Source organism: Candidatus Aalborgicola defluviihabitans (assembly GCF_016705985.1).
Classification (GTDB): Bacteria; Pseudomonadota; Gammaproteobacteria; order Burkholderiales; family Burkholderiaceae_C; genus Allorhodoferax; species Allorhodoferax defluviihabitans.
Window position 1 is genome coordinate 155560 of the sequence record NZ_JADJKN010000006.1, and the last position, 13667, is coordinate 169226.

Here is a 13667-nt window from a genome sequence, read left to right on the forward strand (position 1 = left end):
GCTCCTGATCTGCCGTGTTTCTTAACGCGTGTGCTGCAGGAAGCCGGCCTTGATGTCGGCCACGGTCTGCTTACTCAAGCGATTGCCATACTGACTCACCACGCGGCCTGCCGCATGGTTAGCCAGCCAGGCGGCCTGCGCATGGCTGTGTCCGTGGGTCACTGCATACAAAAAGGCACCGGCAAACATGTCGCCCGCACCATTGGTGTCCAGCGCTTTCACGGGGGCGGATGGCACTTCGGTGCGTTGGCCGTTTTCCAGCACCAGGCAGCCCTTGGCGCTGCGGGTCAGGCACACGGTGCGCGCCAACTGGCCCATCTGGCGGCAAATGGCGTCCAGATCTTGCGTACCACACCAGACCTGTGACTCTTCTTCATTGCAAAAGAGAAAATCCAGACCGTTACCCACCATGGCATCCAGGCCAGCACGGCAGAAGTTGATCATGCTCATGTCGCTCAGGGTGGTGGCCAACGCCACGCCCGCGTCCTTGGCCATGGCACGCCCTTGCAGCGCGGCATCGAGCCCGGTGGGTGAAGCGGCCAGGTAGCCTTCCATGTAATAGATTTTAGAGCGCGCTATGTCGTGCGGATGCAGGGCGGTGTGGTCAAGGTCGGCGGTGGCACCCAGAAAGGTACTCATGCTGCGCTCAGCATCGGGGGTAACCATCACCATGCAGCTACCGGTTTGTCCCTGGGGCGGCTGGGTGTGGGTCAGGTTGGTGGCCACACCGTTGGCCATCAGGTCTTCACGGTAGAAGGCACCCAACTCGTCATCGGCCACACGGCAGGAATAAAAAGCACTTCCACCCAACTGGGCCAGCGCCACCACGGTGTTGCCGGCCGAACCACCGCCGGTGCGCCGCGCGTGCAGTCCCTGAACATGGGCCAGCAGGTCCGTTCGGCGGGGCGCGTCGATCAGCGTCATGTGGCGCTTTTCCACGCCCATGGCCTGCAACTGCGCGTCGCTCACCTCGTATTCAGAATCTACCAGGGCATTGCCGATGGCGTACAGGTCGTAATGGTGTGTCATGCAGCTGGTTATTGTTCAACAAAAGCGCGCTCGACCACATAGTCGCCAGGCGTTGTGGTGCTGCCCTCGACAAAGCCGCGTGCATCCAGCAGTTCGCGCATGTCCTTGTTCAGCGCCGGGCTGCCGCAAATCATGATGCGGTCACGGGCGGCATCCAGCTTGGGCAAGCCCAGATCCGCCTCCAGCTTGCCGCTGGCCAACAGGTCGGTAGCGCGACCCCGGTTCTTGAAAGGTTCGCGTGAAACACAGGGGTAATACAACAACTGCTCTTTGACGAATTCGCCAAGGTATTCATGGTTGGGCAGGTCTACCGTGATGTATTCGGCGTAGGCCAGTTCATTGACCTCGCGCACGCCGTGGAACAGCACCACTTTTTCGAACCTCTCGTACGTGGCCGGATCGCGGATGAGGCACATGAAAGGAGCCAAGCCGGTGCCGGTGCCGATGAGGTACAAGGTCTTGCCAGGCAGCAGGTAGTCAATCAGCAAGGTGCCCGTGGGCTTGCGGCCTACAACGATCTTGTCACCCACCTGGATGTGCTGCAGCTTCGAAGTCAAGGGTCCATCCTGCACCTTGATGCTCAAGAATTCCAGATGCTCTTCGTAGTTGGCGCTGACGATGCTGTAGGCCCGCAACAGTGGTTTGCCGTTTTCCTGGCGCAGGCCAATCATCGTGAAATGTCCGTTGGAAAACCGCAATGACTGGTCCCGCGTGGTGGTGAAACTGAACAGACGGTCTGTCCAGTGGTGAACGCTCAATACGGTTTCGTCCTGAAATGCACTCATGGGGGGCCCTTGCAAAGATTTAAAACAGACTAGGGGGAAACCCCTTAAGTGTAAATCGTTCGCAAGGGGCCTCATTCACCGCGTGAATGTGCTCCATTGGCCACGGCCAAGGCCGTCATATTCACCACCCGGCGCACCGTTGCCGAGGGCGTCATGATGTGGGCAGCGGCCGCAGCACCCAGCAAAATGGGCCCCACCGTGACGCCATGGGCGGATGTCATCTTGAGCACATTGAACAGGATGTTGGCGCTGTCCAGGTTGGGGCAGATCAGCAGGTTGGCCTCGCCGTGCAGCGTGGTGTCGGACAAGGCCGAGCGGCGCACCGTCTCAGACAATGCCGCATCGCCCTGCACTTCACCATCACACTCGATATCGGGTGCCATTTGGGCGAACAGCTCGCGCGCCAGGCGCATCTTGCGCGCCGAGGGGCGATCGGACGAACCAAAGTTGGAATGCGACAGAAACGCCACCTTGGGTGGCATACCAAAACGACTGACCTGGTGCGCAGCCATCAGGGCGATGCTGGCCAGTTGCTCGGCGTTGGGGTCTTCGTTGACATAGGTGTCAGCGATGAACAGGGCATACCGGTCCAGCATCAGGGCATTCATGGCGGCCAGGCCGGGCGCACCGGCTTTGAGGCCGATGATGTCACGCACATGTTGCAGATGGGTGTCGAACCGTCCAACCATGCCGCACAGCATGGCATCGGCATGGCCCAGCTTCACCGACAGCGCGGCAATCGTGGTGTTGGAGCGACGCACGGCGGCCTTGGCCGCTTCGGGCGTCACGCCATGGCGACCCATGATCGTGTGGTACAGCTCCCAGTACTGGCGAAAGCGCGGATCGTCCTCCGGGTTCACGCAGTCCACATCGCGCCCCAACTGGATACGCAGCCCAGCCTTGGCCAAGCGAGCCTGAATCACTGCTGGGCGACCAATCAGGATGGGATAGGCCAGGCCTTCGTCCACCGCCACTTGCGCAGCACGCAGCACGCGTTCGTCTTCACCCTCGGCATAAGCGATGCGCTTGGCAGTTGCAGGCACGGCCTTGGCAGCGCCAAACACCGGGCGCATGAACATACCGGTCTGGTAAACAAAGCGCGAGAGGTGCTGGCGGTAGGCGTCCATGTCTTTGATGGGACGGGCCGCCACCCCCGACTCCGCCGCTGCCTGGGCCACGGCCGGGGCAATGCGCAAAATCAGGCGCGAATCGAACGGTGTGGGGATCAGGTAGTCCGAGCCAAACACCAGCTCTTTGCCGGCGTAGGCGTTGGCCACTTCCTCGCTGATGTCGGCCTTGGCCAGGTCGGCAATCTGGCGCACGCAGGCCAGCTTCATCGCCTCGGTGATCTTGGTAGCGCCACAGTCCAGTGCGCCGCGGAAGATGTAGGGAAAACACAGGACGTTGTTGACCTGGTTGGCGTAGTCTGATCGACCCGTAGCGATGATGCAGTCCGGGCGCACGGCCTTGGCCAATTCGGGACGAATCTCAGGCTCGGGGTTGGCCAGCGCCAGAATGATGGGCTTATCGGCCATCGTCTTGACCATGTCCTGCGTCAGCACACCAGCGGTGGAACAGCCCAGGAACACATCGGCGTCGCGCACGATGTCGGCCAAGCTACGGGCATTGGTCTTTTGTGCAAAGCGGGCCTTGGATTCGTCATAGCCACCGGGGCGGCCTTCATAAATCACGCCCTTGGAGTCGCAGGCATAGACGTTTTCTACGCGCACACCCAGCCCCACCATCACACCCAGGCAGGCCAACGCTGCAGCACCGGCACCCGAGACCGCCACCTTCACATCCTCAATGCGCTTGCCCACCAGTTCCAGGCCATTGATCAATGCCGCGCTGGAGATGATCGCCGTGCCGTGCTGATCATCATGGAAAACGGGAATGCCCATGCGTTCGCTGAGCTTTTTCTCGATGTAAAAACACTCGGGCGCCTTGATGTCTTCGAGGTTGATACCGCCCAGCGTGGGCTCCATAGCGGCGATGATTTCCACCAGCTTGTCAGGGTCGTTCTCGGCCAGTTCGATGTCGAACACATCCACACCGGCAAATTTTTTGAACAGACAGGCCTTGCCCTCCATCACCGGTTTGCTCGCCAGGGGGCCAATGTTGCCCAGGCCCAGCACGGCTGTGCCGTTGGTGATGACCCCCACCAGGTTGGCGCGCGACGTGAAATCCGCTGCCAAACTGGGGTTGGCCTGAATGTCCAGGCAGGGGTAAGCCACGCCGGGCGAATACGCCAGCGACAGGTCACGCTGGTTGGACAACGCCTTGGTCGGGGTGACCGAAATCTTGCCGCGTGTGGGCATACGGTGGTATTCGCGGGCTGCTTCGCGCAGAGCCAGTTCGGCAGGGGACAGTTCGTTCATGGTGGTGTTCTCCAGATCATTCGTTAATGGGCAATGCGCGCCAATTCAGTCGCCAAGGCAAATGCCCAGATCGCGTGCAGTTTGCAGCGTGTCGCTGTCCATGGGCACTGCCTTCATGCGACCGGCCACCTCTTCCAGAGGAATGTAATTCACATTTGGAAAGGCCAGTGCAACCATGACGCCAGTCAGGCCTTCATCCAGCGCACGAACCGCCGCTGCACCAAAACGCAAGGCCGCCAGGCGGTCAAAGGCGGTGGGGCTACCACCGCGCAACAGGTGCCCCAACACCACGACGCGCGCATCTTTTCCGGTACGTTCCTGCAGGGCCTTGGCCACATGTTCGCCCATGCCACCCAGACGCTCAGCATGGCCGATTTCGGCAGGAGCCAGCAGCTCGGTGTGGCCATTGCGGGGGGCGGCACCTTCGGCCACGACGACCACAGAATAGGGATGCCCCTGAGCCTCACGCGCCAGAATATGGCTGGCAACTATGTCCAGATCAGATGGAATTTCCGGCAGCAGGATGGCATGGGCATTGCCAGCAATGCCGCTGTGCAGGGCAATCCAGCCAGCGTAGCGACCCATCACCTCTACCACCATCAGGCGGTGGTGGCTCTCGGCCGTGCTGTGCAGGCGGTCCAGGCAATCGGTGGCAAAAGACACGGCCGTATCAAAGCCAAAGGTGGTCATGGTCTTGTCCAGGTCGTTGTCAATGGTCTTGGGGACACCCACCACGCGCAGCCCTTTTTTGTGCAGTGCGTCGGCAATGGTCAGGGAACCATCGCCCCCCACTGACACCAGGGCGTCAATTTCTTTCTTGCCAAAGTACTCCAGAATTTCATCGGAGCGATCCAGATCGCGCACGCTGCCGTCGGGCATACGGGTTGGAAAATGGAAGGGATTGCCCTTGTTGGTGGTGCCCAGCATGGTGCCACCCAAGTGCCCAATGCCGTGCACCCTCTCCCGAGTGAGGCGCAACACACCGCCGTCAACATAGCGCTCTGGGAACAGGATGCCGTTAAAGCCATCACGGATGCCATAGCACTCCCAGCCCCGGTTGACGGCAGCAATCACCACCGCCCGGATCACCGCGTTAAGACCTGGCGCATCACCGCCACCGGTACAAATGGCGATACGTCGAATGGGGGTGCTTGGCATGGTGGCTCTTTCATCAATACTCTTGGATGCAAGCATTATGGCCACTTGGTCTGGCCTGTAATTCCCAATCGTTGCACCCATCGTGGCATCTGCGATCATTGGGCCATGGTCCACGAATTTTCCGCTACCGACAACACCCTGCTGGTGGCTTGCCTGTGCGCCGATTGGTGCGGTACCTGCCGCGAATATCAGCCACTATTTGAGCAATTGCAAATCCGGTTTCCCGGCACCCGCTTTCTATGGATCGACGTCGAAGAATCGTCCGAATTGATGGGCCCCATTGAGGTGGAGAACTTCCCCACCGTGTTGATAGCGCGTGGCGCTCAGTCCGTATTTTTTGGCACCGTCACACCGCACCTGCAGACACTGGAGCGGTTGCTACGCAACGCCATGGAGCCGGGCGCGGCCACATTGGCTTCAGAGTCACAACGCGACGGCTTGGTGCAGCGCCTGTGGCTGCATAATTTTTAGATAAATAGATCTCTAGCCCTCGTTGAATATACGTAGGCAGCTATGAATTTTGTAGTGAATCATGGGTGACCCATTCACTTACAACTTACCAGCCACCCAGGCCTGAACACTGGCCAGCGCAGCGGGCAGCTTGGCAGGCTCTGTACCACCGGCCATGGCCATATCGGCTTTGCCGCCGCCCTTGCCACCCACTTGCGCGGCAATGAAGTTGACCAGTTCACCGGCCTTGACTTTTGCCGTGGTGTCGGCAGTGACGCCAGCAGCAATCTGAACCTTGTCACCATCGACCACACCGAGCACGATGACCGCAGTCTTGAGCTTGTCCTTGAGCTTGTCCATGGTTTCGCGCAGGGTCTTGGTGTCGGCACCGTCCAGGCGTGCCACCAACAGCTTGACACCGTTGATATCCACTGCCTGGCTCAGCATTTCGTCGCCCTGGGCGGATGCCAGCTTGCCCTTGACGGCGGCCAGCTCTTTTTCCAGATCGCGCACCTGGGCCTGCATGGCTTCCACCCGGGCATGCACCTCGGAGGTGGTCACGCGCAAGGTACCGGCCACACCACCCAGTGTGGTTTCCATATTCTGCACATAGGCCAGAGCGTTCATACCGGTCACCGCCTCTACGCGGCGCACACCAGCAGCCACTCCGCCTTCGGCCAAGATGCTGAAAAAGCCAATGTCGCCCGTGCGTGCCACGTGGGTGCCGCCGCAGAGTTCGCGGCTACTACCAATATCGAGCACGCGCACCGTCTCGCCATACTTCTCGCCAAACAACATCATGGCACCGGTCTTTTGGGCCGATTCAATGTCCATGACACGCGCTTGTGCGGCGGCATTGGCCAGAATCTCTGCATTGACGCGGTTTTCGATCTCTCGGATTTGTGCATCGGTCACCGGGGCGTTGTGAGCAAAGTCGAAACGGGTGCGCTCGGCGTTGACCAAGCTGCCCTTTTGTTGCACGTGGTCACCCAGCACCTCGCGCAGGGCTTTGTGCATCAAGTGGGTGGCGGAGTGGTTGCGCACGGTGGCTGCGCGCTGCTCGGCATTCACTTGGGCGCGAACCTTGTCGCCCACCTTCAGGCTGCCGCTTTGCAGGACGCCGTGGTGGCCAAACACGTCAGACTTGATTTTTTGCGTGTCGCCCACGGCAAACACACCGGCAGCCGCAGTTAGCAGGCCCTCATCGCCCACCTGGCCGCCGCTCTCGGCATAAAACGGCGTGCTATCGAGCACCACCACACCGGTCTGGCCGGCCTGCAGGGCTTGCACGGGCGTGCCTTCAGCGTACAGCGCTACGGTGCTGTCATTGTCCAAATGCTCATAGCCCACAAAGGTGTTGGCCGCGCCGGTGTAATCGAGCGCCTTGTCCATCTTGAACTTGCCGGCTGCGCGGCCCTTGGCCTTCTGTTGCTCCATGGCGGCAGCAAAACCTTGCGCGTCCACTTCCACACCGTTTTCACGGCACACGTCGGCACTCAGGTCCAATGGGAAGCCAAAGGTGTCGTGCAGCTTGAATGCCACTTCACCGGGCAGTACTTTTACGCCGCCGGCCAGCGCTTCATCCAAGATTTGCATGCCAGTGGCCAGCGTCTCAAAGAAACGCTCTTCTTCCACCCGCAGCACCTCGGTGATGCGCGCTTCTTGCGAGGCCATGTGCGGGTAGGCGGCACCCATCACCTGCACCAGGTCTTTCACCAGTTTGTGGAAAAACGGTGTCTTCTTGCCCAGCTTGTAGCCGTGGCGAATGGCACGGCGGATGATGCGGCGCTGCACATAGCCGCGGCCTTCGTTGCTGGGGATCACGCCGTCGCTCACCAGGAATGCGGTGGCACGGATATGGTCGGCAATCACGCGCAAAGACTTATTGTCCAGATCGGTGCAGCCAGTTTCGCGCGAAGCGGCCTTTATGAGCACTTCAAACAGATCAATCTCGTAGTTGCTGTGCACATGCTGCAGGATGGCGGCCAGGCGCTCCAGACCCATGCCGGTGTCCACGCAGGGGGCGGGCAGCTTGTTCACGCTGCCATCGGGCTGCATGTCGAACTGCATGAACACGTGGTTCCAGATTTCGATAAAGCGGTCGCCGTCTTCACCAGGGCTGCCGGGTGGGCCACCGGGGATGTGCTCGCCGTGGTCGTAAAAAATTTCGCTGCAAGGGCCGCAAGGCCCGGTGTCGGCCATCATCCAGAAGTTGTCACTTTGGTATTTCTTGGCACCCTTTTTGTCGCCAATGCGGATCACACGCTCGGGCGGCAGGCCAATCTCTTGTGTCCAGATGTCATAAGCTTCCTGGTCGTCGATGTAGACGGTGGCAGTGAGCTTGTCTGCGGGCAGCTTGTAGACCGTGGTCAGCAGCTCCCAACCCCACTTGAGCGATTCGCGCTTGAAGTAGTCGCCAAAGCTCCAGTTGCCCAGCATTTCGAAGAAGGTGTGGTGGCGGGCGGTATAGCCCACGTTTTCCAGGTCGTTGTGCTTGCCACCGGCACGCAGGCAGGCCTGCACAGACGCGGCGCGCACATAACTGCGCTTGTCAGTGCCCAAAAACACGTCCTTGAACTGGACCATGCCCGAGTTGGTAAACATCAGCGTGGGGTCGTTACCCGGCACCAGCGGGCTGGACGCGACCACGGTGTGACCCTTGGAAGCAAAGAAGTCGAGGAAGGTCTTGCGAATGTCAGCGACACTCATTACGGCTTGGGTCATGGCAGTGCTACTCAGTACAGATTCAATACAGCCGACTATTATCGCTGGCCCTGCGAAGCCTAACCGGCGGCTCGGTTGGCGTCGCGCTGGGCTTGCAGGAAGGCAAAAACGGCTGGATCTTCACAAAAAGCCACGTTAAAGCGCGTCCACGGGCTGGGCGCCAGCGACGAATCCAGAGTGAACAGCGCGCCAGGGCCCAGCAAAATGTCGTGCTCGCCGCCCTTGTAGGCCAGTTCAGTGGCATTGGGTATGTCTGGATGACGCGCCCACAAGAACACCCCGGCCTTGGGTTCGCAGAACAACTCGAAACCGATCTTGAGCAGCCCGGCCGCCGTGAGCTCATGGGCACGCGCCAAGCGCTCGCGCAGGCCCTTGATGTGCTTGCGCCAACGCCCGTCGATCAGCGCGCCGTAGGCCAGACGCTCGTTGAACTCGGAGGATGTGAGGCCGGAGATCATCTTCAACTGCGCCAGATCTTCTAGCAGGTCCGGGTTGGCGGCCAGGTAGCCGACCCGAATATTGGGCGAAATGGTCTTGGAAAAACTGCTGATGTACACCACGCGGTTGAGCTGGTCTAGGCTGGCCAGTGAAGGGCGTGGCTCCGGGTCCAGGTCGGCATAAATATCGTTTTCCACCACTACAAAATCGTACTTGTCGGCCAAGTGCACCACCCGGTGCAAGTGGGCCAGCTGCGCCACCGACCCCGTGGGGCTTTGCAGACGCGGCTGGGTGAAAAACACCTTGGGCTGGTGCTCGATGATCAGGCGTTCCAGGGTCGCCAGGTCGTAGCCGCTGGGCGTTCGCGGCACACCCAACAGGCGCGCACCCAGAAAACGCAGTGAATACTGCAGGTTGGGGTAGCCGGGATCGTCCACCAGCACCGCGTCACCGGGGCGCACCAGCCGACGTGCCGCCAGGTCCATGGCCTGGCTGGAGCCGTGGGTGAGCAGTACATGCTCGGAGGTAAGGGCAATCTCCTGTTCGGCCAGCATGTCGCGCACCAGCTGGCGCAGGGGCAAGTAGCCCTTAGGCTCGCCGTAGCCGCCCAGGTCCACGTTGTCGTTGGCCAGAGAACGCAGGCTGCGGCGCACGCCCTCGCCAAACAGCCATTCGCCTGGAATCCAGCCACAGCCAGGTTTGAGACGTAAGGCACGGTTCTCGAAAATGCGGCGCAGGTACCACATGGAATCGAAGTTGAAATTCGGCCCAGCACCGGTTGATACCAAAGCCGATACGCGCCGTTGCCGCACGAAGAAGCCCTGGTGCGGGCGCGATGCGAAATACCCTTGCGCTACCAGGCGGTCATAGGCGTCCACCACCGTGTAGACACTGACGCCATGGGCATGGGCGAACTGGCGAATGGACGGTGCCTTGGAGCCCGCGCGCAACCCGCCTTCGTCCACCAGCTGGCGAAAACCATCGACGATTTGCTGCACCAGGGGAATGGGGCCATCCGGATTCAAGGAGAACATGGTTGTTCCAACGAAACCGTACTAGGGTTTCTCTGTAGTGGGCGGCGCAACTGCACAGTACACCCGCAAACCGCACTGTGTGTATATGGTAGCTGCGCCGAGCGGGCCCTACAGTTGCGAGCAAGTGGCCTGCGGGCCTTTTTATCGCAACGACACAGAAGCCAACCACCATGCAACGCGAATCCAACCTTAAAAACGCCGCCCTAATGGCCCGCCGCCAAGCCGCCCTGCCCAAGGGCTTGGGCCAAACCTTTGAAATTTTGTGGACCGTGCCGAAAACGCCGAGGTCTGGGACGTGGAAGGCCGCCGCTACATCGACTTTGCCGGCGGCATTGCCGTGCTCAACACCGGGCACCGCAACCCGGTTCTGGTCCAGGCCATCACCGAACAACTGGGCCGCTTTACCCACACCTGCTTCCAGGTGTTGGCCTACGAGCCCTATGTGGAACTGGCCGAGCGGCTCAACGCTCTGGCACCGGGCAATTTCCCCAAGAAGAGCTTTTTTATGACCACTGGCGCAGAAGCTGTGGAAAACGCTATCAAGGTGGCTCGCGCCTACACCAAACGTTCCGGCGTGATCGCCTTTGGCGGCGGCTTCCATGGCCGCACCATGATGGGAATGGCACTCACCGGCAAGGTGGCCCCTTACAAGGCGGGCTTTGGTCCGTTCCCGGCCGAGGTGTACCACGCCAAGTTCCCTTGCGCCCAGCACGGTGTGAGCGTGGACGATGCCATTGCTTCCATTGAAGCCCCTGTTCAAGTACGACGTGGAACCGAGCCGCGTGGCGGCCATCATTCTGGAGCCGGTGCAAGGCGAAGGCGGCTTCTACATTGCGCCGCCCGATTTCGCCCGCCGTCTGCGCGCCCTGTGTGACCAACACGGCATTGTGTTGATTGCTGACGAGGTACAAACCGGTGCCGGGCGCACTGGCACCTTCCTGGCGTGCGAACAGTGGGATGTGGCGCCCGATGTGATCACCATGGCGAAATCGCTGGCCGGTGGCATGCCCCTGGCGGCCATCATCGGAAAGGCCGAGATCATGGACGCTGCAGCGGTGGGTGGCCTGGGCGGCACCTATGCGGGTAACCCGCTGGCCTGTGCCTCGGCGCTGGCGGTACTGGATGTGTTTCAAAGGACAATCTTCTGCAACGCAGCCGCGATCTGGGCGAACGTCTGATGGCCAACCTGAAAACACTGGCCGCCAAGAACAACGCCGTGGGTGACGTGCGCGGCCTGGGCTCCATGGTCGCCATTGAGCTGTGTAAAAACGGCGACCTGCACCAGCCCGATGCCGATTTGACCAAACGACTGTGCGCCCAGGCCATTCAGCGCGGCCTGGTGTTGCTGTCTTGCGGCACGTACAGTAACGTCATTCGCATTTTGGTGCCATTGACGGCCAGCGATGCACTGGTCGACGAAGGCCTGGCCATCATCGAAGCATCCCTGGCTGCGGCACAGGCTGCGTAATTTCACCCCTGAAACGGATAGCCATGGCCACCAATTCCCTTGTAAAGTTTGCGGGGGTTCAGAAGACCTACGACGGCATTGCCCTCGTGGTGCGTGACCTGAACCTGGACATCCAGAGCGGCGAGTTTCTCTCGCTGCTCGGGCCCTCGGGCTCGGGCAAGACCACCACACTCATGATGCTGGCCGGATTCGAGTCACCCACAGCCGGGGAGATCTTTCTGAGTGGTGCCTCCATCACGCGCACCCCACCACACAAACGCAACTTTGGCATGGTGTTTCAGAACTACGCCCTGTTCCCGCACATGACCGTGGCCGAGAACGTGGCCTATCCGTTGATGGTTCGCAAGAACCTGGCCGCTGACCGCGATGCCAAGGTCAAACGGGCGCTGGAGATGGTGCAAATGGGAGGCATGGGCAGCCGCTATCCGGGCCAAATGTCGGGCGGCCAGCAGCAACGCGTGGCACTGGCCCGCGCCCTGGTATTTGACCCCCAATTGGTGTTGATGGACGAGCCACTGGGTGCCCTGGACAAGCAGTTGCGCGAACATATGCAGATCGAGCTCAAGGAACTGCACCGCCAGTTGGGGTTGACCTTCGTGTATGTGACGCACGATCAGTCCGAGGCGCTGACCATGTCGGACCGTGTGGCCGTATTCAACGACGGCGCCATTCAGCAAATCGACGTGGTGACTGCGTTGTACGAAGCGCCAGCCAACCGTTTTGTGGCCAACTTCGTGGGCGACAACACGGTCTTCAACGGCACCGTCACCACCACTGTGAATGACCGCTGCGAGGTGCGCCTGCCCTGCGGCACCCAATTGCAAGGGCTCAACGTGAATGGCGTGCACACCGGCACGGCCGTTCAGGCCTGCTTGCGCCCCGAGCGCATTGTGGTTCACACCGTGGACGAGAAGCCCTGCGACAACAGCATCCGCGCCGTGCTCAATGACGTGATCTATTTTGGCGACCACCTGCGACTGCGTTGCGCGCTGATGGACCAGGTACAGGCCACCGTGAAGATTCCCCTGTCCAGTATTGAAGTGCCGCAATCAGGGCAAGCCCTGTGGCTGCACTTGCCACCCGAGCATCTGCGTGTCTACCGCTGACGCGCCTGCAAATCCCAGCAACGTTATTCATAATTTCCCCCGGAGACAAACCATGAAACTCAAACCCATCGTCGTTGCAGCCACGCTGCTGACGTCCCTTGCCGCCTTCGCACAAACCCAGATCACCGTGGTGAACTTTGGTGGCGCAAATGGCAATGCCCAGAAGAAGGCGTACTTTGAGCCGTATGAGAAGGCGTCTGGCAACAAGATCGTCAGCGTGGAGTACAACGGCGAGCAGGCCAAGATCAAGGCCATGGTGGAAGCCAAAAACACCACCTGGGATGTTGTGGAAGTGGAAAGCCCGGACGTGACCCGTGGCTGCGACGAAGGCCTGTTTGAGAAGTTGGACTACAGCAAGATTGGCAACAAGGCCGACTTCCTTCCCGTAGCGGTGCACGAATGCGGTCTGGGTGCCTTTGTCTGGTCCACCGTGATGGCCTACAACGCCGACAAACTGAAGACTGCTCCCGTGACCTGGGCTGACTTTTGGGATACCAAAAAATTCCCCGGCAAGCGCGGCATGCGCAAAGGCGCCCGCTACAACCTGGAATTTGCCTTGATGGCCGACGGCGTCGCCGTGCAGGATGTCTACAAGGTGCTGGGCACCAAAGAGGGCGCAGAACGCGCCTTCAAGAAGATGACCGAACTGAAATCCAGCATCCAGTGGTGGGAAGCCGGCGCGCAGCCGCCCCAGTTCCTGGTGGCGGGTGATGTGGCCCTGACCACGGTGTACAACGGCCGTATCGACGCTGCACAACGCGAAGGCAAGAACCTGGCTATTACCTGGACCGGCGGCATTTATGACCTGGACTACTGGGTCATGCCCAAGGGCGGCAAGAACCGTGAAGCGGCGCTGAAGTACATCTCCATGGCGGCCAGCGCCAACGAGCAAAGCGAATACGCCAAGCTGATTTCCTACGGACCAACCAACACCAAGGCCCTGGCCAAACTGGACGCCAAGACACTGGCTCTGTTGCCCACATCACCAGCCAACTCCAAGACCGCACTGCAATTCAACGTGGGCTTTTGGGCTGACCAGGGCGAGGCGCTGGAAAAGCGCTTTGCCGCCTGGGCTGCCCAGTGATGTGAGCTGAATA

Annotated in this window: 9 protein-coding genes and 1 pseudogene; 4 read left to right on the forward strand and 6 right to left on the reverse strand. The window is 60.4% G+C overall.

Features of this window, described 5'->3' with window-relative positions; translation table 11 throughout:
- Window positions 1–21: 21 nt before the first annotated feature.
- The 4 genes from IPI80_RS08340 to IPI80_RS08355 all read right to left on the reverse strand — a co-directional run bounded on the left by IPI80_RS08340 (window position 22) and on the right by IPI80_RS08355 (window position 5350).
- Window positions 22–1029, reverse strand: a complete 1008-nt coding sequence (locus tag IPI80_RS08340; RefSeq protein ID WP_413859006.1) for an adenosine kinase — start codon at window positions 1027–1029, stop codon at window positions 22–24.
- A gap of 8 nt (window positions 1030–1037) precedes the next feature.
- Window positions 1038–1814 carry a ferredoxin--NADP reductase gene (locus IPI80_RS08345; RefSeq protein ID WP_413859008.1) on the reverse strand — a complete coding sequence of 259 codons (777 nt, stop codon included), beginning with the start codon at window positions 1812–1814 and terminating at the stop codon, window positions 1038–1040.
- A gap of 71 nt (window positions 1815–1885) precedes the next feature.
- Complete coding sequence (locus tag IPI80_RS08350; RefSeq protein ID WP_413859010.1) at window positions 1886–4192, reverse strand: NADP-dependent malic enzyme; 2307 nt, start codon at window positions 4190–4192, stop codon at window positions 1886–1888.
- A gap of 45 nt (window positions 4193–4237) precedes the next feature.
- Window positions 4238–5350 carry a 6-phosphofructokinase gene (locus IPI80_RS08355; RefSeq protein WP_413859012.1) on the reverse strand — a complete coding sequence of 371 codons (1113 nt, stop codon included), beginning with the start codon at window positions 5348–5350 and terminating at the stop codon, window positions 4238–4240.
- A 105-nt stretch (window positions 5351–5455) separates the two neighbouring features.
- Here IPI80_RS08355 and IPI80_RS08360 point away from each other — a divergent pair, with 105 nt between their 5' ends.
- Window positions 5456–5821 (forward strand): thioredoxin family protein, encoded by a 366-nt coding sequence (locus IPI80_RS08360; RefSeq protein ID WP_413859014.1) that lies wholly within the window; start codon window positions 5456–5458, stop codon window positions 5819–5821.
- A gap of 78 nt (window positions 5822–5899) precedes the next feature.
- Here IPI80_RS08360 and alaS read toward each other — a convergent pair whose 3' ends face one another.
- Together alaS and IPI80_RS08370 are read right to left on the reverse strand one after the other, a co-directional pair.
- Window positions 5900–8524 carry an alanine--tRNA ligase gene (gene alaS / locus IPI80_RS08365; RefSeq protein ID WP_413859016.1) on the reverse strand — a complete coding sequence of 875 codons (2625 nt, stop codon included), beginning with the start codon at window positions 8522–8524 and terminating at the stop codon, window positions 5900–5902.
- 59 nt (window positions 8525–8583) lie between these two features.
- Window positions 8584–9996 carry a PLP-dependent aminotransferase family protein gene (locus tag IPI80_RS08370; RefSeq protein WP_413859018.1) on the reverse strand — a complete coding sequence of 471 codons (1413 nt, stop codon included), beginning with the start codon at window positions 9994–9996 and terminating at the stop codon, window positions 8584–8586.
- Window positions 9997–10166: 170 nt separating this feature from the next.
- Between IPI80_RS08370 and gabT the strand changes: the two are divergent.
- From gabT to IPI80_RS08385, 3 genes and pseudogenes are all read left to right on the forward strand, one after another.
- Window positions 10167–11464: pseudogene (gene gabT / locus IPI80_RS08375) on the forward strand (4-aminobutyrate--2-oxoglutarate transaminase).
- Window positions 11465–11487: 23 nt separating this feature from the next.
- Window positions 11488–12570, forward strand: coding sequence for an ABC transporter ATP-binding protein (locus IPI80_RS08380; RefSeq protein ID WP_413859020.1), 1083 nt, complete (start codon window positions 11488–11490; stop codon window positions 12568–12570).
- A 52-nt stretch (window positions 12571–12622) separates the two neighbouring features.
- Entirely contained in the window at window positions 12623–13654 is a 1032-nt protein-coding gene (locus IPI80_RS08385; RefSeq protein ID WP_413859022.1) for an ABC transporter substrate-binding protein, read from the forward strand.
- Window positions 13655–13667 lie beyond the last annotated feature (13 nt).

What these genes read in the sequence shown, in the direction of transcription:
- IPI80_RS08340 (WP_413859006.1), bottom strand. Translation starts at nt 1,029, where the DNA reads ATGACACACCATTACGACCTGTACGCCATCGGCAATGCCCTGGTAGAT.
- IPI80_RS08345 (WP_413859008.1), bottom strand. Translation starts at nt 1,814, where the DNA reads ATGAGTGCATTTCAGGACGAAACCGTATTGAGCGTTCACCACTGGACA.
- IPI80_RS08350 (WP_413859010.1), bottom strand. Translation starts at nt 4,192, where the DNA reads ATGAACGAACTGTCCCCTGCCGAACTGGCTCTGCGCGAAGCAGCCCGC.
- IPI80_RS08355 (WP_413859012.1), bottom strand. Translation starts at nt 5,350, where the DNA reads ATGCCAAGCACCCCCATTCGACGTATCGCCATTTGTACCGGTGGCGGT.
- IPI80_RS08360 (WP_413859014.1), top strand. Translation starts at nt 5,456, where the DNA reads ATGGTCCACGAATTTTCCGCTACCGACAACACCCTGCTGGTGGCTTGC.
- alaS (WP_413859016.1), bottom strand. Translation starts at nt 8,524, where the DNA reads ATGACCCAAGCCGTAATGAGTGTCGCTGACATTCGCAAGACCTTCCTC.
- IPI80_RS08370 (WP_413859018.1), bottom strand. Translation starts at nt 9,996, where the DNA reads ATGTTCTCCTTGAATCCGGATGGCCCCATTCCCCTGGTGCAGCAAATC.
- IPI80_RS08380 (WP_413859020.1), top strand. Translation starts at nt 11,488, where the DNA reads ATGGCCACCAATTCCCTTGTAAAGTTTGCGGGGGTTCAGAAGACCTAC.
- IPI80_RS08385 (WP_413859022.1), top strand. Translation starts at nt 12,623, where the DNA reads ATGAAACTCAAACCCATCGTCGTTGCAGCCACGCTGCTGACGTCCCTT.